The sequence below is a fragment of the Ardenticatenales bacterium genome (assembly GCA_020634515.1).
GTDB lineage: Bacteria > Chloroflexota > Anaerolineae > Promineifilales > Promineifilaceae > JAGVTM01.
In genome coordinates this window covers 302437-328044 of the sequence record JACKBL010000005.1, presented here as the reverse complement: position 1 = coordinate 328044, position 25608 = coordinate 302437, and the positions used below count along the sequence as shown (strand labels likewise).

Sequence of the window (25608 nt, the reverse complement as noted above, 5' to 3'; positions counted from 1 at the left end):
CCTTTGTTTGATGTGGGAGGGATTATAGCGGAGGATGCCGGCATTGGCCTAACATTCCGCCACATTTTCATGCCACCAACGCACAAATGATTTATAATGGAAACATGGTAGCAACAGCGCATTCCCGTCTATTCCCTATCTGATCGGGCATGCCCACCGACAAACCTCAACATGTTTCCACGTCAGACCCATCATACTTCATCCCTCATTCCTTCACCGGAGTCAAGCGATATGGCCACGGTTTTAGACCCAATTTTAAACTCACCACGATTCCCACACTATTTGCGCCAGTTGCAAGAGGCTTTCAAGGTCGAGCAGCGGAAGCGGGAACACTTTTACCAGACCATCACCGATGAAGACAAAGCCGAATTCATCAACGGCGAGATTGTCTTCCATTCACCCGTCAAAATGCAACATGATCGAGTAAGCCAGTTGTTAGCTACCCTCATGGGTAGCTACGTTCGTTCGCGCCAGTCAGGCTATGTGGGGCATGAGAAGCTGCTCATTTCCCTGTCCCGCAACGACTATGAGCCAGATGTATGCTTCTTCAATGTGGAGAAGGCCAGGTTGTTCACACGTCACCAGATGCGCTTTCCTGCGCCGGATCTGGCAGTGGAAATCCTATCTGAAAGCACCGAAGCACGGGATCGCGGCATCAAGTTTGAAGATTATGCCGCTCACGGCGTCACCGAGTATTGGATCGTTGACCCGGAGGCGGAAACAGTCGAGCAATACCTGCTGGAAGAAGGGCAATATAAACTGGCCGTCAAAGTAAAAGACGCTCTTCTGCGCAGCCCCACCATCCCCGGCTTCGCCATCCCCGCCCGCGCTATTTTTGACGAAACCCAAAACCTGCAAACCCTCCGCCAATTGCTGGAGCAAGTCTAACGCCAAATTTCTGGTTTATACGTGGTAAGGTTTTACAGTAATGTGACCCCTTTGCAGCCAGATGTCATTCTCGCCACCATAATTATTAACGCCGCCTTTGACATCCAAGACGAGAATACCTAAACGGGGATGAATGATGACAAAATCAGCTTCCCCGTCACGAGTGCCATAAATTTCGCTGCGCGACTGCCAGGCGACAGAGTGGAAAACCATGTAGTCGTTAGGCAAATGGCTACTGAACAAGTAGTACAGCGTTTTTTCAGCCTGGCTAGCGACATCCGGGCTGATTATGGAAGGAAACATCTTAGCCATTTTATCGCTCCAGCGATTGCTTTAAGAAATCAACCGCCAAACCACGCGCTAGCTTTTCGTGGAGAGGTTGGTTGTAGAAATTCCAAAGACATTGATGGCAGGCGGTTTCCGGGCCGCATTCGCAACTGTTCACATGGTCGTAAGCGGCCTGGAAGACTGCCGGCAACGCTTCGTTAATGCGGCGCACGTGCCCCGCTCCGCCTGGCACGTCATCATACAAAATCAAGGCTGGCGGGATGTCCGGCTGGTAATAATAAGCAGTGCCGTTTAGATCGTCGCGGCGGATGCTCAATGCCCGGCTCGCGCCCTCCAGGAAGGCATATAGCAGGGTGTACCATAGGTCTTTTTCGTCCTGATTTACCGGCATATGATGTTGCATGGGTAGCAGGCCGGTTAGCCGAATTTCTAAGACGTCGGTAATGAACGAGTGGCCTAACCGTCGTTGCATGGGATTATCGTCCGGGCAATCCCGACCGGTTCGCGGATTTTTGTGTTTAAGCGACTGTTGCGGCCGCTGACGGCCTCTGCCTCGGCGACTGCCTAGCGTGGGGGCAGGCGACTGCATGGCGGCGTCCGGGATAGGATGGCCGTAGCCGCACATGGGGCAGATATGGAAACCCCATCCCTCCGGCCCATGATTGACCAAAACTAGTTGCCCATAGCGGGAGTAGCGGGTGGCGACGGCAATATTGGCTTTGGTTAATTCCGGGTGGGACCGCACATCTTCTTGATGTTCGGTTTCAGGCGCATTAACGGCCACGTCTTGAGCGTAGTCTTGGAAATAGACACGTGAGGCGTAACTTCTGGGCGGCCTTGATTCCCCCGGATCACTTACATCACGATCAGCTATAAAGCCAAACTCTGGTTTGATCATGATACCGCTTACTCTGCATTTGTTCGAGGGAAGAGCTTGGCCGCATTGACACTGCGTCACGGGAGCGGAGCCGATTTGTAAGTTAAATCTTTTGCACGACGGATTGATACAGATTGCGAAAGCAAAGGATTCCCACCGCTTGTGGGCTGGTAAGTAAAGGCCGCCGCCAGTCCAAACCTTCTTGGCCGCCACTAGTTTAGAACCTGGGGCAAATTCAGAGATTGCCATACGTAGATCGCGCTGCAATTCTACTTGTTGCGCCACATCATTATCATTTACATAGTCGGTAATGAAATCAACGACATCCACTGGAAAACCATATTTAGGTAGTACATTGTGTTGGCCGAAGAAGTTAATCAAATCTCGATCAGAAATGGTTTTAATTGTTTTCAAGAGGTAATCTGATCGTTTTCGCTCTCGGACTGCCTCTTGATATTTTTCCTCATAATACTGCAAACTATCTAATACCTTTTGTGCAGCCAAATCAAATACCTCTCGCAGTTTAGCCAACCAATTCCAATCTTCCACACCTAGTTCAGACTGTAACTCGACAGGAACAATGCGTAGTAGAGCCTGCTTCACATCTTCTGGTTGTAATGCAAGGTATTGATGGAATAACTCTTGTCCGGTTTCAAGATTGCCCATTGATGTAAAGAATGTCCCTACGCGCATTTCGCGCCGTTCGCGGAAACGGCCGTGTTCATCCCTACACCATCGGAAGAAGGCGGCGATCAAAACGGAGTGCATGTGCCGTTGCGCGATTTTGGGGTTGCGGATGGCGACGGAAGGCGTGGGAATTTTTCCGGCTACGATCCCTTTTGGTCTTTCGTAATGGGCAAGATCATGGGAGCGGCGTTGGGCAAAGGTGAGGGCGAAAGCGGCCGAATCGGTGCGCCGACCGGCGCGACCGGCTCGCTGGACGTAATTGGCAGTGGCAGGCGGCACATTTCGCATCATCACCGCCTGCAAATCGCCCACATCTACGCCTAATTCAAAGGTGGTTGAGCAGGACAGCACGTTGACGTCACCGCGCACAAACTTGTTCTGGATATTACGGGCTTCTTTGGCCGTCCATTGAGCCGTATGTTCTTCAACGGCAATGTCGGCGGGATTCAATGTTTCATACAGATTGCGGTAATGATTATCATTGCGCTTTAGCTCGACAATGGTTGTCGGTTGCAACTCGCCTCCACAACCGTAGGTGGGACAAATGTTGTGGACGCAGATATGGCTGACATTGCGGCACTGGTTGCACTGCCAGAGCAGTGTATCTTCTTGGAACGGCGCCCATTCCCAGAAGGCGTAGTCTAAAAGATAACCGACGCCGCGTCGCCGGGGAAGGTTTTCAGGCAGGAAATAACCGCTGCGCCGCCACACACTGTCTATTGGCGCAAAATGATTCTCCCATAAGGTGTTTAGGGTTTCTTTGATCAGGCGGCGACGATCAGTTAGAGGCAGTTCCGGGGCTTGTCTGGCAAGGATTTTGTCGAGGATGTTGAGACGGCCGTTTGATCCTCGTCCTGGCAACCAGCGCAGGATATATCTGGGCAGCTTTTCGCCACTATGTAATTGCCCGGTAAAGTAATGTTGTACGTTACGTGGCGCAAAAATTTCATCTTGGGGATCAACTTGGGGCGGAAAGCGAAAGGCCCTTCCGCGCCGGATAGTGTCCAGCAATAAACGCAACAGGACTTCAACTTCCGGCGCTGATAAGCTCCAGGGTGGTTCTAACAAAGGCTGGGGCGCTTGCCAGCCATGTGGCCATCTCAAGCGTAGTTGTAACATCCCCAAGCCTTCCAAACTTTGATTGCGATCTGTAGGTGCTAATTCTTGCATGAGCCAGGTACACATTTGCCGCATTTTTTGGTCATTGCTAAACCGGGATGGAAAGAGACCAGCACGTTCTGCTTGTTCGCGCAATCGTTCAGCGACATCATCCAGCGTCAGCTGTCCTCGTTGGGCGGCGCGGTCTTGGCCTAAGGCTGCATGAAGTAAACGACGGCGTAAAATGTTGGTATAGGTGCGTTCCAGATAAGGTGCGAAAAAGGCAGCATCCTGACGGCTATCGGCAAAGATGAGCAGTTTGCGCCCCTGTCCAGGCTTGTCGTGGGCGAAGCTATCTTTACCTTCGGGAATTTCGCTGTACAAGGCAGTTGCTAGAACACTGACCGGGGCGTCTTGTCCAGTGAGGAAGCGGTAAACGCCACCGCCCCGCGCACGGGTGGCGCACTGGCGGCAGTAGACTTTCTCTTGATCTGTGCCATCGAAATCTGTTTTACGCAGCGTTATGGTCTGTTGACAGGAACAGCTTAACGTCTCGCCGTCCTGAACAATTTGCCCGCAGTTGATACAGAGCGTATGCCTGAGCCATTCCGTATCTACCGCTTCTTCGTCTAACTCGTCTTCATCTGGCGCAGGTAGATCGTCGCTAAGGATATAGTAGAGCAGAGACTGTCCTTCGCTTCCACGTCCACCTTTGGGAATGTGCAGATGTTCCGCTCGTCGCCCATTGTTGTCCTCTGTTTTCTTTTCGGCCACAATGTAGGCGATGCCGCAGCGGGCGCAAGTGGCAATTTCAAAGACCCGGCTTTTGCAATCAGGGCAAATTTCATGCCGATTGAGAAAGAGACGGGGTTGGCTATCGTTGTGTTTGGCGCGATTGAGGCAAACAAACGCCCCTTCTAAAGCGCGGGCAAAGAGATGATAACGGGCGGGAATAAGGGGCAGGCTGTTGCCGTCTGGCCGGGCGCGAACTGCCAGGTTGATCAGATCAATTAACCCTTCTTGGGCGTCATCCAGCGAAAGATCGGTGAAGATTTTACCAGCGACCTGGGGAAGTAAATCCGGCTCTTTTTTTAGCTCAGTTTGTAGTTGATGAATGTTCCAGTCTCCCTTTAAGAGAGCGTACAAGGCACGGTTTGCCCCGCCGCTTTGACGAATATTCTGCAACACGGCCGTCGGAACCGCATATTGAGCAGCGCAATCAGCCACAGCTTTGGGGGAGGGCGTTGCACCGTTGTAGAATAGTCTGTTCAGTTCAGCGTATAGCCTGGTCGTGCCGCTGCCCCAAACGGCGCCTAATTCACTAACATCCAGTCGCTCTGCCTCAAACACATCGTTAGCAGTAAATTCTTCGTCAAAGAGGTTTTGGGCAAATCTGGCCGCCTGGGGAAAATCTTTGCGCCCTTCGCCCAATGTGGCGGAGGTGGCGATACAGGTCAAACGTCCTTTTTCGCTTTGGACGATGCGATCTTTGAGACGGCGCAGCAGCATGGCGACTTCAATGCCGCTGGCCCCGTTGTAAACGTGGGCTTCGTCCACCACGATAAAGCGCCAATGCTTACCAGTGTCACCATCGAAAAGTTCGGTGTCTTGCGGCCGCAGCAGTAGATATTCCAGCATGGCATAGTTGGTTAAGAGGATGTGGGGCGGCTTGCCGCGCATTTCCTCGCGGGAAATCAACTCGTTGACTGCCGGCTTGCCATGCCATTCTTCCCGATATTCTTGCAGCGCTTTACTGCGTTGGTCAACAGTTTCGCCAATATAACGGCCGTAAGTAATCGCCGGATAGTTGTTCAGCAGTTCACGCAGCCGTTTTAACTGGTCGTTTGCCAGGGCGTTCATGGGGTAAAGCAGCAAGGCGCGGACGCCGGGCTGACCGAGCGTACCAGCTTCTTCTTCGCGCAGCAGGTACTCAAAAATGGGGATGAGGAAGCTCTCCGTTTTACCCGACCCGGTGCCCGTGGCGACGATGAGATTACGGCCGTTTTTAACCACATTCCGAACTGCTTTTTCCTGGTGAACGTATAACGGCCGTTCATAAGGCAATGTCCCAGGCCGACACAATCGTTGAAAACTGGGGTGCAAAACAGCCTCGTTGACGAGATCGGCCAATGACTTCCCCGTTCTAAAGGGGGGCGAAGCTTCCAGCAATGGGCCTTTGACCAGCCGCTCCGGTTCAGCCAGTTTTGCCCAGAAAATTCGCCGGAGGCTTTCATCCCGAAAAGGGTAGATTGTCTTGAGATAGCGTTGATACGCTTCGCTAATCTTCCGAGTGGTGTTAATTGGGTGCAATTTCATTCGGTCGCCTCCTCAAGGTTGTTGCTGGGTCGTCCACTGGCAAAGCGATAGCCAATAAAGATATAGAACAGTCTCGTTTTAACCGCTTTCGCGCTGGCGGCTGCTTGGCGTGATCCGCTTCATGATGTTGGCTGCAATCGGCCAGGCTGGTGAATAGTTGGTGGCAATGCCGGCACTGGTATGGCTCCGTTCGGGTAAAGCGGAGTTGTTTGTTGCGTAAATCCAGGCGAATAGGAACGGACGTTGGCTTTGTTAGCAATTCTCCCTCAGCGTAGCAATTGTCGTTCAGGGAAGCGCAAAAGCGAATTTCGTTGCTCGCACGATGGCGCAATTTTACTACGCGGATAATGCCCAGATTGGTTTTAATCTGGACTTTGGGCGCAATCCAGTTGGGGAGTAAATGGGCGCGAACAGTTAGTTCGTGAAGTATCTCAGCGGCGTCCAGTCCACCATTTTGCGCCAGCCAATTAGCCGCTGTCAGCGCGTTGGGCGTCAACAGATCAACCGCTTCGCGCAAGAGCAGCGCCCCGTCGCCTACATCTTCCAAAATGGCGTGGATGGCTGTTAGCATAGCTTTTTTCCGCTCTGGCGTGTCTGTTGCTGAGCGACAAAGCGTGACCAGACAGTGGCGACGCGGCTGTCGTATACCAGACTGAATTATCCAGGTGTACACTTTTTCGCTGAGTTTGTTATTTGGCAAGTGGTTAAAGTAAGCGTCTAGTTCGTCGTCTGACCAAGATTGTTTCGCCAGGCGATCAATGATGGCCGGGTCAAATGCCCTGATTTGGGCTAAAGTATACGCATTCTTGTTTAGAGTGACGGCCAGTTCAAGCCAGCGGATTAACCAAGTTAGCGAGAGCACTTCTTTTTGGTCGGCAATAGCTTTGTTGGTCTGGTGCATTTCATGTTGTTGATTATTGTAAAACTGGTGAGCAATCAGAGCCAATAGCTGCTCAATAGAGGCTTCTCCCCTATCGCGCAAGCGGGTAATTTCAGCATAATGTTGGCTCAGGTCGGACGGTTTGATCAGCAGGCTGTTCGGCGCTCGAGATTGGGGACGCTGCGGCTGGCTGCTTTGCCAGGGGTTGTACGCAATCAATTCTGCCAGATATGCTTCGGCTGGCAGTTCCTTTGTTGTCAACTGCCATTCGACCAGCGTATCGTTTGTTTCTGGCAGCCGCAGGCGCAATGGCTCCTTAACCCAAGGGCGATCTAGCGACCATAGCTGTAATTGATAACTCCCCGGCCGCGAATGTTCCCATAGTAGGGTCAGCCGCGTATGGTTGTCGCTGGTTTGCCAATCGTAATTCAGGACTCCAAAATCTAATGTGGGCAAGAGGAAAAAAGCGGGAATAATAAGCGGATCATCAACCTCTGGCTTTTGAATGAGCAGTTGCCAGCATAATGTTTCCTGCCGCTCGCGCCAGACGGCCGTTAATTCATTGAGCGGCCATTGGAGTTGATGCTGCACTGGCTGATCGTGGGGCGGCAATTCCCGCCAAATTTCGCCCGCGCTGTCAATTAACTGCCAGCCAACACGCAGCGGGTTTTCTTTTGTGACCGGTATATCCACCCAGAGCGCGGCGTTTTGTAAGCTGCCGGGGTAAATAGCTGACGGCTCTGTTTGCCAGAAAACGGCTTTCTCTTGACCATGCTGCAAACCCCACCGTAAGCGGCGAATGGGAATTGTCAGAGGGATGATGACGCCTTCGTGCCGCAACTGTAGATTGAGCCGTTTAATGTCAGGCTGCGCTTCGAGGCGGTAGCGCCTATGTTCCTCGTTGGCGACTGCTTCTTGTAACACTACGCCGCTCTGAGGCGGGTTTTGGCGGATGGTTGTCGCCGCGCCGCAGGTGAATTGGTATTCGGCCATCTGGTTGGCGTTGTCCAGATAAAGTTGGTCTAAACCGGCAACGGCTAGCGCGGGAATGAGACGTAGGCCAAGTTGGTGGCTGCGCCCTAATGGGCCGCGCAGGACAATTTCAAATCTGCCGAACGGCGTTTCGCCCAGCAATTCCGGTTGAGACAAATCCAGGCGGAGGCCATTCTCTACTGATTCACAGGCGAGCCGCGACAGTTTGAATGAGCGGGGTTCACCTGGTTGAGACGCGCCGGCGGCGCGTATTAATAGGCGCCAACGATGGAGCTGGCTGGTGTACAAGGCGATAGAAGGCGGACGGCCAATGTACAGAGGAAAATCAGCGACGGAAGTGGGCAGGGGCAATCTATCGCCGCCAATAAAGTGGGGGCGCGGACGTACTGTTTCGTGAATGATGCCGAAGGGGTGTTCCCGGCCGTCGCCGTCTAGCAATACCATTTCGCCCGGCGCAAGCTGCCATAGTTCCAACTTGTACCTATGCCAATCGCCCGTTAGCCGCGGCAGATTGTGCAACTTGCGGCTCCTCCCGATTGTTTTCCAGGTGTATTGTTCTGGATAAAGCAACCAGCGTTCGCCGGGGCGGAACCGTTCCTGGTCAACAAGCGCGTCGCCTTCATAGTCGTCATAGGGGAGAAAAAAGAGGATGGGGGGATCGCCGAAAGCGGGTATCGTCCAAATTTGCAGGGTATTGTCGGCCGTTTCTAAATGAAGTTGATACGCTTTGGCTGGCAGAATGGCGGGCGGCTGTTCGGCGAGAAATTGGCTACCGCCCTCAATACGCTGTGGGTTACAGTTGACAATTTGCTCTGGATAGTTGTCAGCGACAAGGCGCCATATAAGTTGATTGGGTGTGGCCCGGTTGGGAAATTGCTGCGGAGGTAGGTATAAACCAATGTCTGCATTATAGGGGGCGATGGTAAGGATTGGCTTTTGTAGACGGATGCGGGGCGTGGTGGAGTGCGTTTGAATGCCTTTTTCGTCGCGCCAATGCCAGTAAGCGTGGATAATTCGTTGGGGTAAATCAACGAGGACTTCCGTTTCTTCAGGAGAATCAGTGTCAAATAGATCGAGGCAGCGATCCACCAAATCTTCGGCTACCAGATCGCCATCCTTCAAAAAACGTTGAGCGGGTTTGGATAAGTACCGGAAGTAGTCGTCAGTTTGCTGTCGCCAAAGTTGAAGCAGCGACTTCGTATCCAGGGTAATGCTGTGCGGCCTTTTCTCATTGCGCCATAGAAAATCGAAGAAATCAGGCAACAGATCATTAGGGATGCCGCCATGCAGCAAAATAGGCGTCACATAGGCAAGACCGCCGCTTTGTTCAAAGGTGGGAAGATCGTGTTGAGCGAGGACTTCCAGAAACAACTGTCCGCAAGCTGAGGTGTGGATGCTTTGTAAACCAAGCTGTTTGCTGGGACCATCCCAATAGTCGCCACTTTCATAGTTGTAAACGCCCTCCAAAACTAGAAAGAGGGCATAGGTTAGCGGCCACTGGTTATCAACATGGTGTAAGGTTTGTTCGATTGAGCGACGTTTTTGGCGCAGATACCAAAATTCCGTGTCTGCCAATAACTGGCCGATTTGTTCTAAATCCTGACGCCTGAAGCCCAATTCTCCCAACAGTATGTCGCCTTCGCCAATATGTTCTTTTAGTCGTCTCTCCCAATCATCAAGTTGTTGTCTTAGCGTTTTGCTTGTTTTTGGCATGATAATGCTCTCCCGATAACTCTATCTCAAATTTCCTCTCAGTTGATAATGGTTTTTGCACGTGATTCTCAATCAAGTTAGTTTACGCTTAGATTCCAGTTTAATATGGGTTATAGAGAGACGAAAGCTATTGACAGTATCAAAAAAAGTGAGATGACCATGCTGAAGCTGAACGAACAGTTATACGGCTAGACAAGACTATTTAGACCGTGAGCTTGTTTTTAACAACTGTTAGGAATAGGATTGCCGTTTGCCACGTGACTATTCTATTGAGCAACTGACGACGATAAAGAGCGACGATTTGGTGTATTTGCACCTCCGTCAGGCCGGCGGCGGTGAGATTGCCGGCATATCGCCCCCCCACCCCAAACCAACGCGCCAACTGCTCGCCCGTCAACCGCCGCTCCTCCGGCATCAGCGTCAACGACTGCGCCGACACGCCCAGCCCGGCGGCCTCCAATCGGCCCATCAGGTCCGGCACATCCCACGCCGTCAGCGGATCGTCCGCCGCCGCATAAATCGCTTCCTCCGCCGCCCGCACCCGCTCCAGCACCTCCGGCATCTCCCCCCAATCCACCAGCGCGTACAACCGCTGCCCCCGCCGCGGCACAACCTGCGCCACGCACAAACGCCCGTCCGGGCGCAGCAGCCGCGCGACCTGCGCCAGCGCCTCCTCCGACTCCGCCTCCCAGCGCGTAAACAGGTTGCGCCCCAGGATGCGGTCAAAGCGCAGTTCCGCCTCGCCGCGCAGTTGCAGCAGCGCATCCAGTTCCGCAACCGCGCCCACAAGCACCTGCGGGCGCTCCAGTTCCGCCAGTCGCTGCGCCTGCCCCCGCAGCATCTCACCTGCCTGCTGTGTGGGAGCCAGCGTCCAGACGCCCCCCTCGGGCGCGCGTCGCACCGCTTCCCACGTCAACAAACCCGTGCCGTCGTGCAGAATGAGGACCAGATGATGTCGCTGTGGATTGGCGGCGGCAAACAGACGCTCGCGCACCTGGCTCAAGGCGGCACTGCTGCCGGCATTTACCCGCCGCAACCACGCCTCCTTCCCCCGATCCGCCGGGCTGGTCGTCAAAACCTCCACCGCCTCCTCATCCACGCCCTCCAGCATCGCCGCCAACTGCGCCTCACGCCGCCGCGCCACCTGATCCCGAATCTCCCGCTCATACCCCTGGTCGCCGGGCTGGTAGAAAAGTTTCCCTTGCAGCGCGGACGGCAAATACTGCTGCGCCACCCAATGATCCCGATAAGCGTGCGGATACAAATACCCCTGACCGTGCCCAAACCCCTCCTTATCGCGGCTGCCATCCTTCAAATGAATCGGCACATCCGCCTCCTGCTCCCGCTCCACCGCCGCCAGCGCGTCAAAAAACGCCATCGTCGAATTCGACTTGGGGCACGTCGCCAGGTACAACGCTGCCTGCGCCAGATGGAAACGCCCTTCCGGCAAACCAATCTTCTCGTATAGATCCCAACACCCATTCACCACCACCGCCGCATTCGGGTCCGCCAGCCCCACATCCTCGCTGGCCACAATCGCCATGCGGCGGAAGATAAAGCGCGGGTCCTCCCCCGCGTACAGCATCTTGCCCATCCAGTATAGCGCCGCATCCGGGTCGGAGCCGCGCAAACTCTTGATAAAGGCGGAGATGGTATCGTAATGCACATCCCCGTCTTTGTCGTAGAGGACCGCCCGCTTCTGGATCGACTCCTCGGCTACCGCCAGGTCTATGCGAATGATGTTATCCGCGTCCGGCGGCGTCGTCTCCACCGCCAGTTCCAGCGCATTTAGCACACCGCGAGCATCCCCATTCGCCACGTCCACCAGATGGTCCAGCGCCTCCGGCGTCACCGCCACACGCAGCTTGCCATACCCCCGCTCCGGGTCCGCCAACGCCTGTCGCGCAATCTGGCGCAGATCGTCCGGCGTCAGCGGGCGCAGTTGGAAAATGCGGCTGCGGCTGACCAGGGCTTTGTTGACCTCAAAATAGGGGTTTTCCGTGGTGGCTCCGACGAGGATGATAGTCCCGTTTTCTACATGCGGCAGCAGCGCGTCTTGCTGCGCTTTGTTCCAGCGATGCACCTCGTCCACGAACAACGTCGTGCGCTGGCTGTAAAGATGGCGCCGCTCCAGCGCGTCGGCGATGGCTTCCCGTATCTCCTTCACGCCCGCCAGCACGGCGTTGATGGTGATGAAGTGGCTCTGCGTCTGGTTGGCAATGACGCGGGCGAGCGTGGTCTTGCCCGTGCCCGGTGGACCGTAAAAGATGAGGGAGGAGAGTTGGTCCGCCTGGATGGCGCGGCGCAGCAAGCGGCCAGGGCCGATGATGTGCTCCTGCCCCACGTATTCTTCCAACGTGCGCGGGCGCATCCGGTTCGCCAGCGGCGATTCCCGCTCAATTTGCGCTCGCCCTGCCTGCGCGAATAGGTCCATATGCCTGATTGTAGCCGGATGGCTGGTGGCGGCAAGGCGCGACGGCAACGCATTTACTGGCCGACGCGCTCGTACCAGAATTTGATTTTGGCGTCAAAGAGGTGGTCGTAATAGGCAATGACGATCTGGTGTTCCCCATCCAGCGCCAGTTCCGCGCTGAACGTGCGATTGCCGCTGCCGTCGCGCCATTGGTCAATGACGCTTTTGCCATCCACGTAGACGCGCACGCCATCGTCGGCGATCACGTTCAGGCGGTAAGTGCCGGCATCAAAGTCCAAAGTGCGCGTCCACCGAACGGAAAAACCATCGCCGGGCAGCCCCGGCGCGGGCGCGTTCAAGCCCCAGTTGAAATCCACATCCGCATCGTTGCGCGTGAGGATCGGGCCACCTTCCAGATTCTGGTTAGGGAAAAACTCCGCCTTCCAGTCGGGATAGGTTCCCGGTGGACCCACTTTCTCCCAGGTGAGGCGGACGCGGGCGGTAACGCTGCGATCATAGTATTCCACGCGCACGGGGAATGCGCCGCCGTTGACGTTGCGGTCCACCTGCACCTGACGTGAGCTGCCATCTCGCCATTCGTCGATAATCAGGTCGCCGTTGAGGTAGACGCGCGCGCCATCGTCCACGAGCAGGGTGAAGCGGTAGAGGCCATTTTCAAACTGCGCGGACCGGGTCCAGCGCACGGAGAAGTTGTCGGCAGGCAGTCCGGCGTCGGGTGCGCCTTGCCCCCAGTCGAAGTCGAGATTGGCGTCGTTGCGCGTGCGCACAGCGGCCCCGCTGAGGGTGGGGTTGTCGAAGTATTCGCCCCACCATTCGCCAACCAGGTCGGTGCGGTCCCACCAGAACTGAATGTTGGCGCTGCCCAGGTTTTCATAGAATTCGACGCGCAAGGTGTGGTTGCCGGCATTCACCGTCCGATCCACGCCATAAGCAACGTTACCCGTGTCATGCCATTCGTCCAGGATGAGGGTTCCATCGAGCCAGACGCGCACGCCATCATCCGCGCGGGCGTAGAAACGATAACTGCCGGCATCCAACGCCAACGGGCGCGTCCATCTCACCGAAAAACCATCGGCGGGCAAATCCGGCACCGGCGCACCCGTGCCCCAGTTGAATGAAATTTGCGCGTCATTCCGCACCAGCACGGGGGAACCGCTCACGTCCCGATTGTTAAAATATTCCCCCCGCCATTGCGGGAAGTCGCTGCTTTTTTCGTACCAGAACTGAATCCTGGCCGTGCCCTGGTTTTCGTAGTAATCCACGCGCAGGCGATGTATGCCCGCCCCCAGATTGCGCTCCACGGAGTAGGTTTGATTGCCGGCATCATGCCACTGGTCAATAATCACCTGATCATCCAACCACACCCGCACCCCATCATCCGCCACCACCGCAAAGCGATATAAACCCGCGTCCGTCGTCACCTCCCGCTGCCATCGCGCCGAAAAATTATCCGCCGGCAGCCCCTCCGCGGGCGCACCACCACCCCAGTCAAACACCACCCCGGCATCCACGCGCGTCAACGCCGGCGACCCGCTCAGATCACGGTTGTTATAGTACGCGGCCTGCCAACCTGCCGGCACGGGCGTGGCCGAGGGAACCACTGTCGGCGGCGGCGTGCTGGTAGGCAACGGCGTGCGCGTGGCGCGCGGCGGCACGGGCGTGATCGTGGGCAGGGGCAGCCGTGTTGCCGTGGGTTGGCGCGTGGCCGTTGCCGGCATAGGCGTATTCGTCGGCGGCAAATCAGTCACCACAATCGGCTCCGTCGCTGTCGCCTCTTCCGTCACGGACGTCGTGGTCGCCGCCATCACGGTCGCCGTGGCCTCCACCGTGGTCGCCGCAGCCGCCACCGTCGCGGTCGCCGACTCCGGAGCCAACGACGTGGGCAGCACCACCTCCGTTGGCGGGGCGGTTGTTTCCGTGGGAACTTGAGCCAAAGGAACCCGCGTGGGCAGCGGCGCCTCCATGCGACGGCAACCGCTCACAAGCAGCAACAACCCGCCCATCAGGCATAACACAGCAAAACGCGGCAAAATAGCAAACGATTTAAGCTGACAGTGGCGCATCTTGGACTCCTGGGTTTAAGGTAATCAGCGGCTGACAACGATGATTAACGACTAGTAACTATTCACGTCTCCGAGAGATTGGACCAATTTTGTAGACATCAATAAGATTCAACCAGAGCAAATTGGTCCAATCTGGGCAGATGACCTGTATAGTCACAACGACTATTTGTAACTGCTAAGCCAGACTGGACCAATTTTCTCTCCAGAGAGCGTTAGTCGTTACGACTATTTTACCTCGGATTGAATCGCAATCACGTTTCTTTGCGGCTCTATGTGCGGAAATAGGTCATAGTGCCGGCATTTACATCCTGACGATGCAATTCCGTACTTTATTTCATCGTCAGTCCTTAACGCCAGAACAACGCAGTCAGTCTGCCGGCAATCACATTCCCCTTTCCCCCGCCCCGGTGCTATAATTCTTCCTGCTTCTGAATCACTGTCTACTAACGCTGTTCACAGACAATTGACCACCACCGCGCAGGCGTTTTCACGAGCGAATACGAACCAGAAGCGATGAAACATCCGCCTCAGGAAAATGAGGCGGGTTGGCAACCCGCCGACAAGCTGCTTCCAGGAGAGTTCTCATGCCGTCTAACATTCACAAGAGTACGCTCGACAACGGCCTCACCGTCGTCCTCAAGGAAATGCACCACGCCCCCGTGACAACTTTTTTTGTCTGGTATCGCGTCGGCAGCCGCAACGAAAAGCCAGGCTACACCGGCATCTCCCATTGGGTTGAGCACATGATGTTTAAGGGGACCCCACAATTCCCCGGGGGCACGTTGGACCGTGCCGTCTCCCGCGAAGGGGGGCGCTGGAATGCGTTCACCTGGCTGGATTTCACGGCATACTACGAAACCATGCCCGCCGACCGCATTGACCTGGCCCTACGCCTGGAAGCCGACCGCATGGTGAACACGATCATGGAGCCGGACATCACGGAAACGGAACGCACCGTCATCATCTCCGAACGGCACATGTATGAGAACTACCCCACATTTCTGCTCTCGGAAGAGCTACAGGCGGCCGCCTTCCGCGTTCATCCCTACCATCATGAGGTGATCGGGGATGAAGTAGACCTCACGACTATGTCCCGCGAAGACCTTTACCAACATTATCGACGCTTCTATGCTCCAAACAACGCCATCGCCGTGGCCGTCGGGGATTTCGATACGGGGAAAATGCTGGCGCGCATCACCGAACTGTATGGTTCCCTTCCCGCCGGGGACACGCCCGCGACCATCACGCGGCAGGAACCGCCGCAGCGGGGCGAGCGGCGCGTCACCGTTTCCGGTCCGGGGGATACGTCCTATCTCTTCTACAGTTTTCGCGCCCCCGCCGCCAACGACCCTGACTATTATCCGCTGGCGCTGCTGAACGCGGCTTTTGCCGGCGGCAGCAGCCTCGGATTTTTCGGCGGCGGCGGCAGCAACAAAAGCTCCCGCCTCTACAAAGCATTGGTGGCTACGGAATTGGCGGCGCACGCCTCCGCCAGCCTGGCGCCAACAATTGACCCGTACCTGTATACGATTGAGGCCGTGGCCCGCCCGGGGCGCACGCTGGACGAGATCGAAGCAGCACTGCAAGCGGAACTGGACCGTCTGGGGCAGGAACCGGTCACGCAGGCGGAACTGGACAAGGCGCTCAAACGGGCCAAAGCGCAGTTTGTCTTCGCCAGCGAGAGCGTCACGGGCCAGGCGCAAATGATTGGCCTGGCGGAGGCGGTGACGGGTGATTACGGCTGGTTTGAGAACGCGCTGGAGAATTTGAACCAGGTATCGCTGGCGGATTTGCGGCGCGTGCAACAGACCTATCTACGCCCGGAGAATCGGATCGTCGGTCGATACGTTCCCGGCAACCAGCCCGTTTTCGAGAACTGATTCATTGCCCAGAGGCAGCCTGTTCGTCCTGGCCGCGAATGAAAACGGTCCCAGATGGTCACAGAGCGTGACGGTCACCCATTGTGACGGTCACCCATTGTGACGGTCACCCATTGTGACGGTCACCCATTGTGACGGTCACCCATTGTGACGGCAGGACCTGTAACAATCAGGCTTTCGCGGCTTTCGCGGACGGTGCAGCTTATTGTTTTATTCGCGTTTTTCTGCGTTCATCCGCATCCCACTTTTGACATGGCGCGCGATAAACGCACCCAACATGACACTTTCGCAGGAGTTCGCATGACTGCTAAGAATTATCCTGGTCCAGACAGCATTCACCGCCACCAACTAGAAAACGGCATTGTGGTGCTGGCCTATGAAAACTTCGCCTCCGAATCCATTGAGGTGGAAGGGCTGGTGTGGGCGGGCGCGCTGGGGGAAGATCACAATCAGGCTGGGCTGGCGGCCTTTACGGCGCGGACGCTCATGCGCGGCACGCAAAACCGCTCTTTCGAGAGCCTTTACGACGAATTGGAATCTGTAGGCGCGCAATTGGGCTTTTCGGCGGGACGGCATACAACGGGTTTTTCCGCCGCCAGTCTGGCGGAAGACCTGGACCTTGTGCTGACGCTGGCCGCGGATACGCTGCGCAATCCTGTCTTCCCGGCAGACCATGTGGAAAAGGTGCGCGGCGAAATCCTGACCGGGCTGCAAATTCAGGCGAATGACACCCGCAGCCAGGCCAGCAAGGCGTTCTATGCGCTGTTGTATAATGGACACCCATACGGCACGGAACTATCCGGCACGCCGGAAACCGTGACGAGCCTGACGCCGGAGGATTTGCACGCATTTCACGCCGCTTACTACGGACCCCGCCAGATGATCGTGACCATAGTGGGCGCGGTGAAAGCGGAAGAGGCTGTAGACAAAGTGCGGCGCGTGTTGGGCGATTGGTCGCGCCCTGGACAGTTGACGCTGCCCGACGTGCCCGACGCGGCCCGCCCACCGTCCATAACACGCACCCACGTGCGCATGGCGGAAAAAACGCAGTCGGATATTGTGATGGGGCTGCCCGGACCGCGCCGCTCCGCGCCAGATTTCCAGGATGCACGCCTGGCGAATACGATTTTGGGCGTGTTTGGCATGTATGGTCGCCTGGGCAAGACGGTGCGCGAAGAACAGGGGTTGGCGTATTATGTCTACAGTCGCCTGTCCGGCAGTTTGGGGCCGGCTCCGTGGATTGCCGGCACTGGCGTCGCCCCGGATAAAGTGGAACAGGCGATTGCCGGCATTCGCCAGGAAATACACCGCATTCAAGACGAACTCGTCCCCGTGGAAGAAGTCGAAGACAGCAAAGCCTACCTCACCGGCTCCCTTCCCGTAAGCCTGGAAACCAACGACGGCCTGGCCAGCATTATCACGGACATGGAAGTCTACAACCTGGGGCTGGACTATCTGCGCCGCTACCCGGACATGGTAAACGAAGTGACGCCGGAGCGGGTGCAAGCCGCCGCACGCAAATACTTCAGCGCCGACGAGATCGCTATCGCCGTGGCCGGGCCGGACATGAATGCGTGAGCGACCGGCGCAATGGACTGACGATGAAATAAAGTACGGAATGGCATCATCAGTCTGAAGGAACGATAAGGAAACAACTTCGTTGTCTTATTTGATTTCCGTGCCGATACATCCAATTGACCATTGTGGTGAATAATGATCGCGGTTGGCGTTGATCTGGTAGAAGTGGCCCGCGTGGCTCAGACGATAGAACGTCATGGCGCGCATTTCCTTGGCCGTGTATTTACGGAACAGGAACAGGCATTTTGTGCCGGCAATGCCACCCGCCTCGCCGGCCGTTTCGCTATCAAAGAAGCCGTCGCCAAAGCCCTGGGCACAGGCATCGGCGACGTGCGCTGGCGAGAAATCGAAGTCGTCTGCGACGCGCGTGGCAAGCCCCACCTCATCCTCCACGCCGCCGCCGCCGAACTGGCCCAGGTGCGCGGCTGGCAGCAGTGGGACATCAGCCTGGCGCACACCGACACCCACGCCATCGGCTTCGTCACCGCCACCGGCTAAATCATTAAAGAAAACGAGCGTAAACAGGAGAAAATATGCCTTTTTGGACAGCGGACGACGGCACAAAAATCCATTACGAACGCTTTGGCGAGCAGTCGGCGGGTAATCACCTGCTGCTGCTCCCCGGTCTTCTGGGAGCCATCAGCTCCCAGTGGCGCGGCTTCCACCCTGTCCTGGAAAACCGCTTTCGCCTCACCTTGATGGATCTGCGCGGGCATGGTCTATCCGAAAATAGACAACCTGATTTGCGACCGGAACGAATGCTGCAAGACATCGTGGGTTTACTGGACCACCTGGGCATCGAGAACCTCCACGTAGCCGGCTATAGCCTGGGCGGCTACCTCGGCCTGATGCTGGCCCTCAACCAGCCACGGCGCGTGTATACGGTCTTGATGCACGCCACCAAATTCTACTGGTCGCAAGAAACCGTGGAGAAGATCAAGCGTCAGCTAGACCCCGACCGCATCGCCGACCGCGCCCCTTCCTACGCCAATCAACTGGCGGAAGAACACGGAGCCAGCCGCTGGCGTGCCCTGGCGCGTCAGGGCGGCGATCTGGTGGCCATTATTCACGAAAAGGGGTTAACGGAAGGCATGGCCGCGCGCGCGCAGTGTCCCGTCCTGGTCAGCGTGGGGGATCGGGATGAGATGGTTCCGTTGTCGGAGGCGCTGCGCCTCAGCCGCGTCATTCCCGCGGGGGAACTGCTGGTGCTGCCCGGCGTGCGCCACCCGCTGGCTTCCGTGCGCCCCGTGCCATTCCTCCCGGCCATGCAATTCTTCCACCAGCGCCCCACAACCCACGCCTGACAACCGCCAACCTTTAAGGAGTGACGATGCCGTTTCGGGTCTTATTTCATCGCCAGTCCTAAGCCCGATTGGACCAATTTTCTCTGGTAAGATTGGTCCAATCTCCAGATCGCGTTTTTCCGCGGCCCCTTCGCTGCCGGGGACCAATTGGAAACCCGTCTTACCAGAAGTTTTAGCAGGAGAACCAACCTATGCGCCGTGCTTTGTTAGCCGTTCTGGCTCACCCGGATGATGAATCTTATGGACCTGGGGGAACTTTGGCCCGGTATGCCGCCGAAGGCGTAGACGTGCATGTGGCGATTGCCACGGATGGCGCGGCAGGCACGGCAGCGGAGGGGTACGAGGCGGTGCAGGCGGAACTGGCCCCACACCGCTCGAAGGAGTTGGAACGGGCGGCGGCGATCCTGGGCGTGACGCTGCATCGCCTGGGCTACCGCGACTCTGGGATGCCGGGCAACCCGGACAATGAACATCCGCAGGCGTTCATCCAGGCGGATGAGCAGGAGGCCGTGGGCAAGGTGGTGCGGCTCATCCGCGAGATCAGGCCACAGGTGGTGATGACGCACGATGAAACAGGGGGCTATTTCCACCCCGACCACATCATGTGCTGGAAGATCACGACGGCGGCGTTCCTGGCGGCGGGGCAGGCGAATGCGTATGCGGAGATTGGCCCGGCTCCGTTCCAGGCGGACCGGCTTTACTACACGGCGTTCTCCAATCGCTTGCTGAAGGTGATTATTGCGATGATGCGGCTGCGGGGGCAGGACCCGACGCAGATGGGGCGAAACAAGGATATTGATTTCACCAGGCTGGGGCTGCCGCCGGGCAAGATACACGCGCGTATTGATTATCGCCGCTATTGGGACGTGAAAGCGCTGGCCAGCGCGGAGCACGGCAGCCAGGGTGGGGGGACGGGATTTAGTCGGTTGATGCCGGCATTCATGCAAAAACTACTGTTCGGCGTGGAAACATTCCAGCGCGCCTATCCCCCCGTGCCCGATGGATTCCGCGAGCGCGATTTTTTCAGTTGATGGCTAAACCGCGCTCAGGATAGCCCGAATGGGCGTCGCATTGAGGAAGCCGGCGCGCAAGGTGGTATCCTCAATGGGAAAAGCGATCTGGTTGATCACTTCGGCGGCAATGCGGTTGTGAACAATAGCCAGGTCGGGGTTGGCGGTAATTTGCGCCAGCCCGGCATGAATCTGCCAAATGAGAATACGTTGGCTGGTTTCATGCGCCAGGAACAACGCCTGCTGCCACAATTGCTCCGCTGCCGGCATATCACCCCGCCCACGCTCATAGACCCCCAAAGCATGTAGCGCCTTCGCCTCCGCCGCCTTTGTATTGGACTCCTGCGCCAACTGGCGCAATTGGCACGCATAATCATACCCTGTATCCAGCGGACCATGCTCAATGTAGGTCAACGCCAGCGTATACAGCGCCTGCCACTCCACGTCCGGCTGCCCCGTCTCCCGCGCCAGGTCCAGCGCACGATGCAAATACGTTAGCCCCTCCTCCACGCGCCCCAGACCCACCAGTTCCGCGCCCAAATTGCGCGACGTATCTGCCTCCAGGTAACGCAGCCGCGTGCTGATCGCCACTGCCAGCCCTTCCTGATGATAAATCAACGCCTTCGGCAAATCGAACAACATCTGGTAGCACTCCCCCAGATTATTCAACGAATAGACAGCGTGGTCCTGTTCCCCTAAATCGCGGGCCAGTTTCAGGCAATGCTGAAAAGCCGCAATCGCCTTGTCAATGCTGCCCATCTGCGCGTGCGCCACGCCAATGCGATTGTAGCCACGCATCTCGCCCCGCTTGTCATGCAACTGCTGATACAGCGGCAGCGATCGATTGTAATAGCTGAGGCTTTCCTCCAACTGGCCCAGATTCGCCAGCAAAACGCCCGTGGCCCCCAGGGCATCCGCGCGGCCCGCCGTATAATTCAACGCCTCCGCCAGCACCAGCGCCTCCTTCAGCGCCTCCAGACCGCGATTGTACTGCCCCAGACGGGCGCACTGGCGGCCAATGTTCACCAACGCCTTGACGGCGCTCTCGCTGCTGCCGGCTTCCAGGTAACACTGCTCGTAACCGGCCAGCGCGGCGGCCTGCTCACCCAACTGGCTCAATAAACGGCTGCGCTGTTGCAGCGCGTTCAGGCGCATCTGGCGCACGTTGTCGTCGCCGGAATGCGGGTCCGTCTGACCCAGTATGTCCGTGTACAACTGGATGGCATCCCAGTAACGTGTAATGGTGGTGGCCGTGGTGGCTTCGTCAAGGAGCTTATCTGGAGAACGTTGTGTCATAGTGGTAAGATTCGCGTTATTGAAGGGCGTGGCGCAGGCCAGAAAACGCCAAAAAAAAGATACTGGTAACTGCTACACCAGATTGGACTAATTTTCTCTGGTGAAATGGGTCCAATCTCCAGAGAGCGTCAGTCGTTACAGATACTGTATTGCTCTCCACTATTTTACCTGCGTCACGGAGGTCTAGCCAGCATTCGGGAGTGGCGCGGCAAGGAGGGAACCTGTGCGGAATCGGTTTTGCCGGCATGTTTAACGCGATTTTTACGACGATGACCAAGTGGACGCGGAATTCACTTGTATCCGCGTCCTGTCTCGCGCCCGGTGTTGTGGTCGTAGTTGTTTGCCCTGGACCATTGGGTTATAGTTTGATGCAGGAGGACACTATGGTTCAATTTCGCCGCGCAGTTCGCTTTTTCCTGATGGTGGTGGGCATTATTGCCGGCATCATCACCACCCTAACACTCTACCTCACCCGCTTCGTCATCCGCCCGCCGCGCAAAGCCCCCTGGGCCACGCCGCGCCATTTTGGGCTGGCCTACGAAGACGTCCAGTTCCCCGCCCGCGATGGCGTGCGCCTCTCCGGCTGGTTTATCCCCGCCGCCGCCGCCGCCCGCCCCACGGTGATCATGGTACATGGCTGGCCCTGGAACCGTCTAGGAACGGTTGCCGGCAATTTGCTCGAAGACATCCCCGGAACCTCCCCCCTGGAACTACTGATGCTGGCCTACGCCCTGCGCGGCGCGGGCTACCACGTCCTCATGTTCGACCTGCGTAACCACGGCCTCAGCGCCCCTGCCGGCACGGTCACGTTTGGGCTGCAAGAAGCCAATGACCTGCTGGGCGCGGTAGACTACCTGCAAAGTCGGTCGGATGTGCAGCCCAACCGCATCGGCGCGGTGGGTTTCTCCATGGGGGCCAACACGATCCTCTTCACGCTGCCGCGTACGCAAGGCATCAAGGCGGCCATAGCCGTGCAACCCACATCGCCGCCCGTGTTCAAGGCGGGCTACGCCGCCTATCTGCTCGGACCTTTGGGGAAAATCCTGGGGTGGGTGATGGAGGTGGGCTATCCGCTGATGGCGCGCGGGCTGCGTTTTTCGGCAATTGATCCCGTTTTTGCGGCAAAATCTGCCGGCATCACCCCCATCCTCTACATCCAAAGCGAACAAGACACCTGGGGCAGCGCCGCCGACGTCGCTCGCATGGTCGCCGCCACCCCCAACGCCGTCCCCCCGCTCTTCCTCCCCAACACCCAACGCTTTGGCGGCTACCAGTACCTGCTTGACCACCCCGATACCGCCCTGCGCTTCTTCGAGCAACACCTGTAATGCCGTCCTACCTTCCCGGAAGCGGCCTTCCCGGAAGTGGCCCGGAACACCTCTCACCTCAAACCCGGCTTCCGGGACGATTCGTCACCCTTCCGGGAAGATGGCTACCACCGCAACCGTCTTACGGCACATACTCATCCATAATACGCGCCACCAGCGTCCGCTGATCCCGCGTCCGCAACTGCCCGCCACGCTGTCGCAGCCAGTTCGCGCGCGCCGCTTCCATCTCGCGGCTCAACCCCATCCAATCCTCCACCAACAGCAGCAATCCAGATTGGCGTTTACTAAAACAGCTACGCGGCAACCACCAATGCCCCTGTCGCCGCAGCCCTGGCGGATACTGGTTTAGCTCCACCAGCAGGCAAATCCGCCCCCAATGTGGCTCCAGCAGCCGTCTGTCCTCTCGCCTCATCTCCGCCAGCTTATAATGTTGGCTCAAACTGCTGGACGTAACCGTGAGGACGCGCCCGTAGCTAATGTTGAAGCCACGCAGCGCGCCTTGCAGCCGAATATAGTTGGGATGGACCTGCACCGAAACGCGACTCAGCAGCAAAGCGTAGTACACCCACAACCCCAGCGCCGCCGCCACCGCCACCCAAATCCAATACCAGCGGCTGCCCAGTGCCCGCGTAAAATAGTCATAGCCGCCCAAACCGGCGCACAGCAATATGATCCACAGCAGCTTGCCCTGATTCCGTCGCCGCAGTTGACGACTGCTCAACAACGGATGCCGGGTTACGTCCTGCCTCTTCATCCCAACACCTCCAGGATGTCATACGCCTCCACCAGTTCGCGCACGCCACGCAGCCGCAACGCCCCCCGTGTCTCCGCGCGCACGCGGTGGGCGACATGTTCGTAGGTGGCACGGCTGCATAAAACCCCTTGCGGATTAGCCTCTCCCTGCAAGCGGGAAGCGACGTTCACGGGCATACCCACGGCCGTGTAGCTTTTGAGCATATCGCTGCCAAATACGCCGATCGTACAATGGCCGGTGCTGATACCAATGCGTACGTGCAATTCCGCCGGCAACGTGGCGCGCCAACGTGTGCCCAATGCCTCCACCTGTTGCAGCATGGCGACGGCGGTCTGCATGGCTGCGTACACCTGCTGTGTCGGCTCCGACACATCCGGCGCGCCAAAAAGAACCATCAACCCATCTCCAATGAATTTGTCTACCATGCCCCCGTGTACCAGGGCAATGGCCGTCATCTCGCGCAGGTAGTCGTTCAAGATGGCCGCCAGCTTATTCGGTTGCAGCACTTCCGTGAGCGCGGTAAAGCTCACGATGTCCACGAACAACACGGTGATCACGCGCCGCTCAAACACCTCCGCGGGGCCAATCTGCCCGGAAAGGATATTCTCGGCAACGGACTGCGGCAGGAACCGGCGCAAATCGCCGTTGACGACGAGTTCGGCCAACTGCTCCTCAATGCGCGCCTCCAACTGTTGATTCAATTCGGCCAGCCGACGCTCCTGGGCGCGCACGTGCAGCAAGTTACGCACCCGCACCCGCAGTTCCTGGTCGCTGCATGGCTTGGCGAGAAAATCGTCCGCGCCTGCTTCCAGACTCCGAATGCGCGCCTCCTGTTCGTCGCCGGCCGTGAAAATAACCACCGGCGTCGCGCACAGGTCGCTGTCGCCCCGAATCGCCAGCAAAAGAGCGTACCCATCCATCTTGGGCATGGAAAGATCGGTGAGGACAAGGTCCGGTTGGTGTATGTGGGCCTGGCGCAGCGCTTCCGCGCCATCAGCAGCCATGATCACCCGATAATGCGGCTGGAGTACGTATTGGAGGCGTGCGCGCATGGCGGCGTTGTCCTCGGCAACCAGCAGCAGTGGTGGGGCGGCGGCGGGCAAAGAGTCGGAGGAGGCGGCGACTGGGGCAAAATCCTGGCCTGCCGGCACGGGGAAACCCCTGGCGGCTGGCAGGGGGGTCGCCAGGGGCGTACGTTTCGGTGGGGGATCGGTCCGGGGCAAGCGGTCTTTGCCGGCACGGGCCGCAAGAATGGCCTGATTAAGTCCTTGCCAGTCGGCGACAGCCAGGAGCAAGGCCGGTTCGTCGGGACTAAACAGGAAGCGAGGAAACCAGAGCCGGTAGCCTCCGGGCAAAATGGGATAGTGACGAAGGTGCAGCAGCAAGCAGCTCTGGCGATAAACGGGACTAAGCAGGGTAAGGTCGTTGAAGCGCAGCTTTTCGGCGGGGAAATGCTGAGACATTTGGGACAACTTGACGGCGATGATCTGGTTGAAGGGCAGGTCGAGGGTACGGAAGGTGCCGCGCAAACGCAGGCGGTCTGGCAACACGAGGACATCGCGGCGGGGCAGCCAGAAGGTGACGTAGCTCCAGAAAAGAAAGAGGCTGAGGCCGAGGATGACCCAACGCCCAGGGTGCGCCAGGATAGGAACGACGACATTGCCGGCAAGTAGAAGCGCAACCAGGCTCCAGGTGGCAAGCAGTTTGTGTCGCCAACGGCGACTCATGAGGTCGTAGATTAGCAGCCTTTGCCTGGGTGGGTTAGCCATCTGCCATACTGTTGTATGATGTGTGTTTGAGGAGAGAAAATGCCGGCACTTCACGCCACAACCCTCACCCCAACCTGCCGGCAATGCCACACAAATGCGGCCTGCCCGCGCCAATCGAGCCAGGGTCCGGCGGTAATCCAAATCGTCAGAACTGAAACCCTTCCCGATACAGAACAATCTTGTAGCTAAAGTTGGCGACGTAACCAATCAACTCGTTGTTCAGTTCGATCCAGGTATCGTTTTGCGGCAAGGCCAGCGCCAGTTCCACATCGCGGGTAACAAAACCCACCAGGCGATTGGGATACGGGCCATAGGCCGTGTGCCACGCTTCACTGATCTGCAGGCCCAGGGTCTGCATGAGGGGAATGTAGCGGCCAAGAAAAAACTGATAGTAGGCGTTCGCATTGTCGCTACTCATGTTGTAGGAGAGAAGCAGCTTGGCGCCAGTCATA

The 25608-nt window shown here is 57.3% G+C and carries 16 protein-coding genes; 7 read left to right on the top strand and 9 right to left on the bottom strand.

Translation table 11 applies throughout. The annotated features are described in order from the left end of the window. The first annotated feature begins 231 nt into the window (after positions 1 to 231). Positions 232 to 888 carry a Uma2 family endonuclease gene (locus tag H6650_15440; GenBank protein ID MCB8953400.1) on the top strand — a complete coding sequence of 219 codons (657 nt, stop codon included), beginning with the start codon at positions 232 to 234 and terminating at the stop codon, positions 886 to 888. A gap of 15 nt (positions 889 to 903) precedes the next feature. On the opposite strand, the gene H6650_15435 is transcribed toward H6650_15440, so the two are convergent. The 5 genes from H6650_15435 to H6650_15415 all read right to left on the bottom strand — a co-directional run bounded on the left by H6650_15435 (position 904) and on the right by H6650_15415 (position 14237). After that, complete coding sequence (locus tag H6650_15435; GenBank protein ID MCB8953399.1) at positions 904 to 1200, bottom strand: NERD domain-containing protein; 297 nt, start codon at positions 1198 to 1200, stop codon at positions 904 to 906. A gap of 1 nt (position 1201) precedes the next feature. Continuing rightward, a complete protein-coding gene (locus H6650_15430; GenBank protein MCB8953398.1) occupies positions 1202 to 6154 on the bottom strand; it encodes a DEAD/DEAH box helicase in 4953 nt (1650 codons plus the stop codon). Continuing rightward, positions 6135 to 9740, bottom strand: a complete 3606-nt coding sequence (locus tag H6650_15425) for a hypothetical protein (protein MCB8953397.1) — start codon at positions 9738 to 9740, stop codon at positions 6135 to 6137. The genes H6650_15430 and H6650_15425 overlap by 20 nt, the downstream gene beginning before the upstream one ends. A 202-nt stretch (positions 9741 to 9942) precedes the next feature. After that, positions 9943 to 12174: an AAA family ATPase gene (locus H6650_15420; protein ID MCB8953396.1), complete on the bottom strand. Its 2232-nt coding sequence runs from the start codon at positions 12172 to 12174 to the stop codon at positions 9943 to 9945. 53 nt (positions 12175 to 12227) lie between these two features. Continuing rightward, positions 12228 to 14237, bottom strand: a complete 2010-nt coding sequence (locus tag H6650_15415) for a hypothetical protein (protein ID MCB8953395.1) — start codon at positions 14235 to 14237, stop codon at positions 12228 to 12230. 584 nt (positions 14238 to 14821) lie between these two features. Here H6650_15415 and H6650_15410 point away from each other — a divergent pair. The 5 genes from H6650_15410 to H6650_15390 all read left to right on the top strand — a co-directional run bounded on the left by H6650_15410 (position 14822) and on the right by H6650_15390 (position 20030). Next, the gene (locus tag H6650_15410; protein MCB8953394.1) at positions 14822 to 16117 is read left to right on the top strand and encodes an insulinase family protein; all 1296 of its coding nucleotides are present in this window, start codon (positions 14822 to 14824) and stop codon (positions 16115 to 16117) included. 300 nt (positions 16118 to 16417) lie between these two features. After that, positions 16418 to 17695: an insulinase family protein gene (locus tag H6650_15405; protein MCB8953393.1), complete on the top strand. Its 1278-nt coding sequence runs from the start codon at positions 16418 to 16420 to the stop codon at positions 17693 to 17695. A gap of 132 nt (positions 17696 to 17827) precedes the next feature. Continuing rightward, the gene (gene acpS, locus H6650_15400; protein MCB8953392.1) at positions 17828 to 18193 is read left to right on the top strand and encodes a holo-ACP synthase; all 366 of its coding nucleotides are present in this window, start codon (positions 17828 to 17830) and stop codon (positions 18191 to 18193) included. Between the two features lie 35 nt (positions 18194 to 18228). Then, a complete protein-coding gene (locus H6650_15395; GenBank protein MCB8953391.1) occupies positions 18229 to 18999 on the top strand; it encodes an alpha/beta hydrolase in 771 nt (256 codons plus the stop codon). Positions 19000 to 19190: 191 nt separating this feature from the next. Beyond that, positions 19191 to 20030: a PIG-L family deacetylase gene (locus tag H6650_15390; GenBank protein MCB8953390.1), complete on the top strand. Its 840-nt coding sequence runs from the start codon at positions 19191 to 19193 to the stop codon at positions 20028 to 20030. 3 nt (positions 20031 to 20033) lie between these two features. Here the strand turns inward: H6650_15390 and H6650_15385 are convergent, their stop codons facing one another. Further along, positions 20034 to 21305, bottom strand: a complete 1272-nt coding sequence (locus H6650_15385; GenBank protein MCB8953389.1) for a tetratricopeptide repeat protein — start codon at positions 21303 to 21305, stop codon at positions 20034 to 20036. 383 nt (positions 21306 to 21688) lie between these two features. Here H6650_15385 and H6650_15380 point away from each other — a divergent pair, with 383 nt between their 5' ends. Beyond that, on the top strand, positions 21689 to 22633 hold the full coding sequence (locus H6650_15380; protein MCB8953388.1) for an alpha/beta fold hydrolase: 945 nt from the start codon (positions 21689 to 21691) through the stop codon (positions 22631 to 22633). A gap of 121 nt (positions 22634 to 22754) precedes the next feature. On the opposite strand, the gene H6650_15375 is transcribed toward H6650_15380, so the two are convergent. From H6650_15375 to H6650_15365, 3 genes are all read right to left on the bottom strand, one after another. After that, a complete protein-coding gene (locus H6650_15375; protein MCB8953387.1) occupies positions 22755 to 23387 on the bottom strand; it encodes a hypothetical protein in 633 nt (210 codons plus the stop codon). Further along, on the bottom strand, positions 23384 to 25156 hold the full coding sequence (locus H6650_15370; GenBank protein ID MCB8953386.1) for a response regulator: 1773 nt from the start codon (positions 25154 to 25156) through the stop codon (positions 23384 to 23386). The genes H6650_15375 and H6650_15370 overlap by 4 nt, the downstream gene beginning before the upstream one ends. A gap of 145 nt (positions 25157 to 25301) precedes the next feature. Next, positions 25302 to 25607: a hypothetical protein gene (locus tag H6650_15365; GenBank protein MCB8953385.1), complete on the bottom strand. Its 306-nt coding sequence runs from the start codon at positions 25605 to 25607 to the stop codon at positions 25302 to 25304. Between the last annotated feature and the right edge of the window lies 1 nt (position 25608).

Bases quoted from the DNA above. Each gene is read 5' to 3' on its own strand.
- H6650_15425 (MCB8953397.1), bottom strand. From the start codon at position 9,740: ATGCCAAAAACAAGCAAAACGCTAAGACAACAACTTGATGATTGGGAG.
- H6650_15365 (MCB8953385.1), bottom strand. From the start codon at position 25,607: ATGACTGGCGCCAAGCTGCTTCTCTCCTACAACATGAGTAGCGACAAT.
- H6650_15430 (MCB8953398.1), bottom strand. From the start codon at position 6,154: ATGAAATTGCACCCAATTAACACCACTCGGAAGATTAGCGAAGCGTAT.
- H6650_15395 (MCB8953391.1), top strand. From the start codon at position 18,229: ATGCCTTTTTGGACAGCGGACGACGGCACAAAAATCCATTACGAACGC.
- H6650_15405 (MCB8953393.1), top strand. From the start codon at position 16,418: ATGACTGCTAAGAATTATCCTGGTCCAGACAGCATTCACCGCCACCAA.
- H6650_15410 (MCB8953394.1), top strand. From the start codon at position 14,822: ATGCCGTCTAACATTCACAAGAGTACGCTCGACAACGGCCTCACCGTC.
- H6650_15375 (MCB8953387.1), bottom strand. From the start codon at position 23,387: ATGAAGAGGCAGGACGTAACCCGGCATCCGTTGTTGAGCAGTCGTCAA.
- H6650_15415 (MCB8953395.1), bottom strand. From the start codon at position 14,237: ATGCGCCACTGTCAGCTTAAATCGTTTGCTATTTTGCCGCGTTTTGCT.
- H6650_15435 (MCB8953399.1), bottom strand. From the start codon at position 1,200: ATGGCTAAGATGTTTCCTTCCATAATCAGCCCGGATGTCGCTAGCCAG.
- H6650_15370 (MCB8953386.1), bottom strand. From the start codon at position 25,156: ATGGCTAACCCACCCAGGCAAAGGCTGCTAATCTACGACCTCATGAGT.
- H6650_15380 (MCB8953388.1), top strand. From the start codon at position 21,689: ATGGTTCAATTTCGCCGCGCAGTTCGCTTTTTCCTGATGGTGGTGGGC.
- H6650_15440 (MCB8953400.1), top strand. From the start codon at position 232: ATGGCCACGGTTTTAGACCCAATTTTAAACTCACCACGATTCCCACAC.
- H6650_15390 (MCB8953390.1), top strand. From the start codon at position 19,191: ATGCGCCGTGCTTTGTTAGCCGTTCTGGCTCACCCGGATGATGAATCT.
- H6650_15420 (MCB8953396.1), bottom strand. From the start codon at position 12,174: ATGGACCTATTCGCGCAGGCAGGGCGAGCGCAAATTGAGCGGGAATCG.
- H6650_15385 (MCB8953389.1), bottom strand. From the start codon at position 21,305: ATGACACAACGTTCTCCAGATAAGCTCCTTGACGAAGCCACCACGGCC.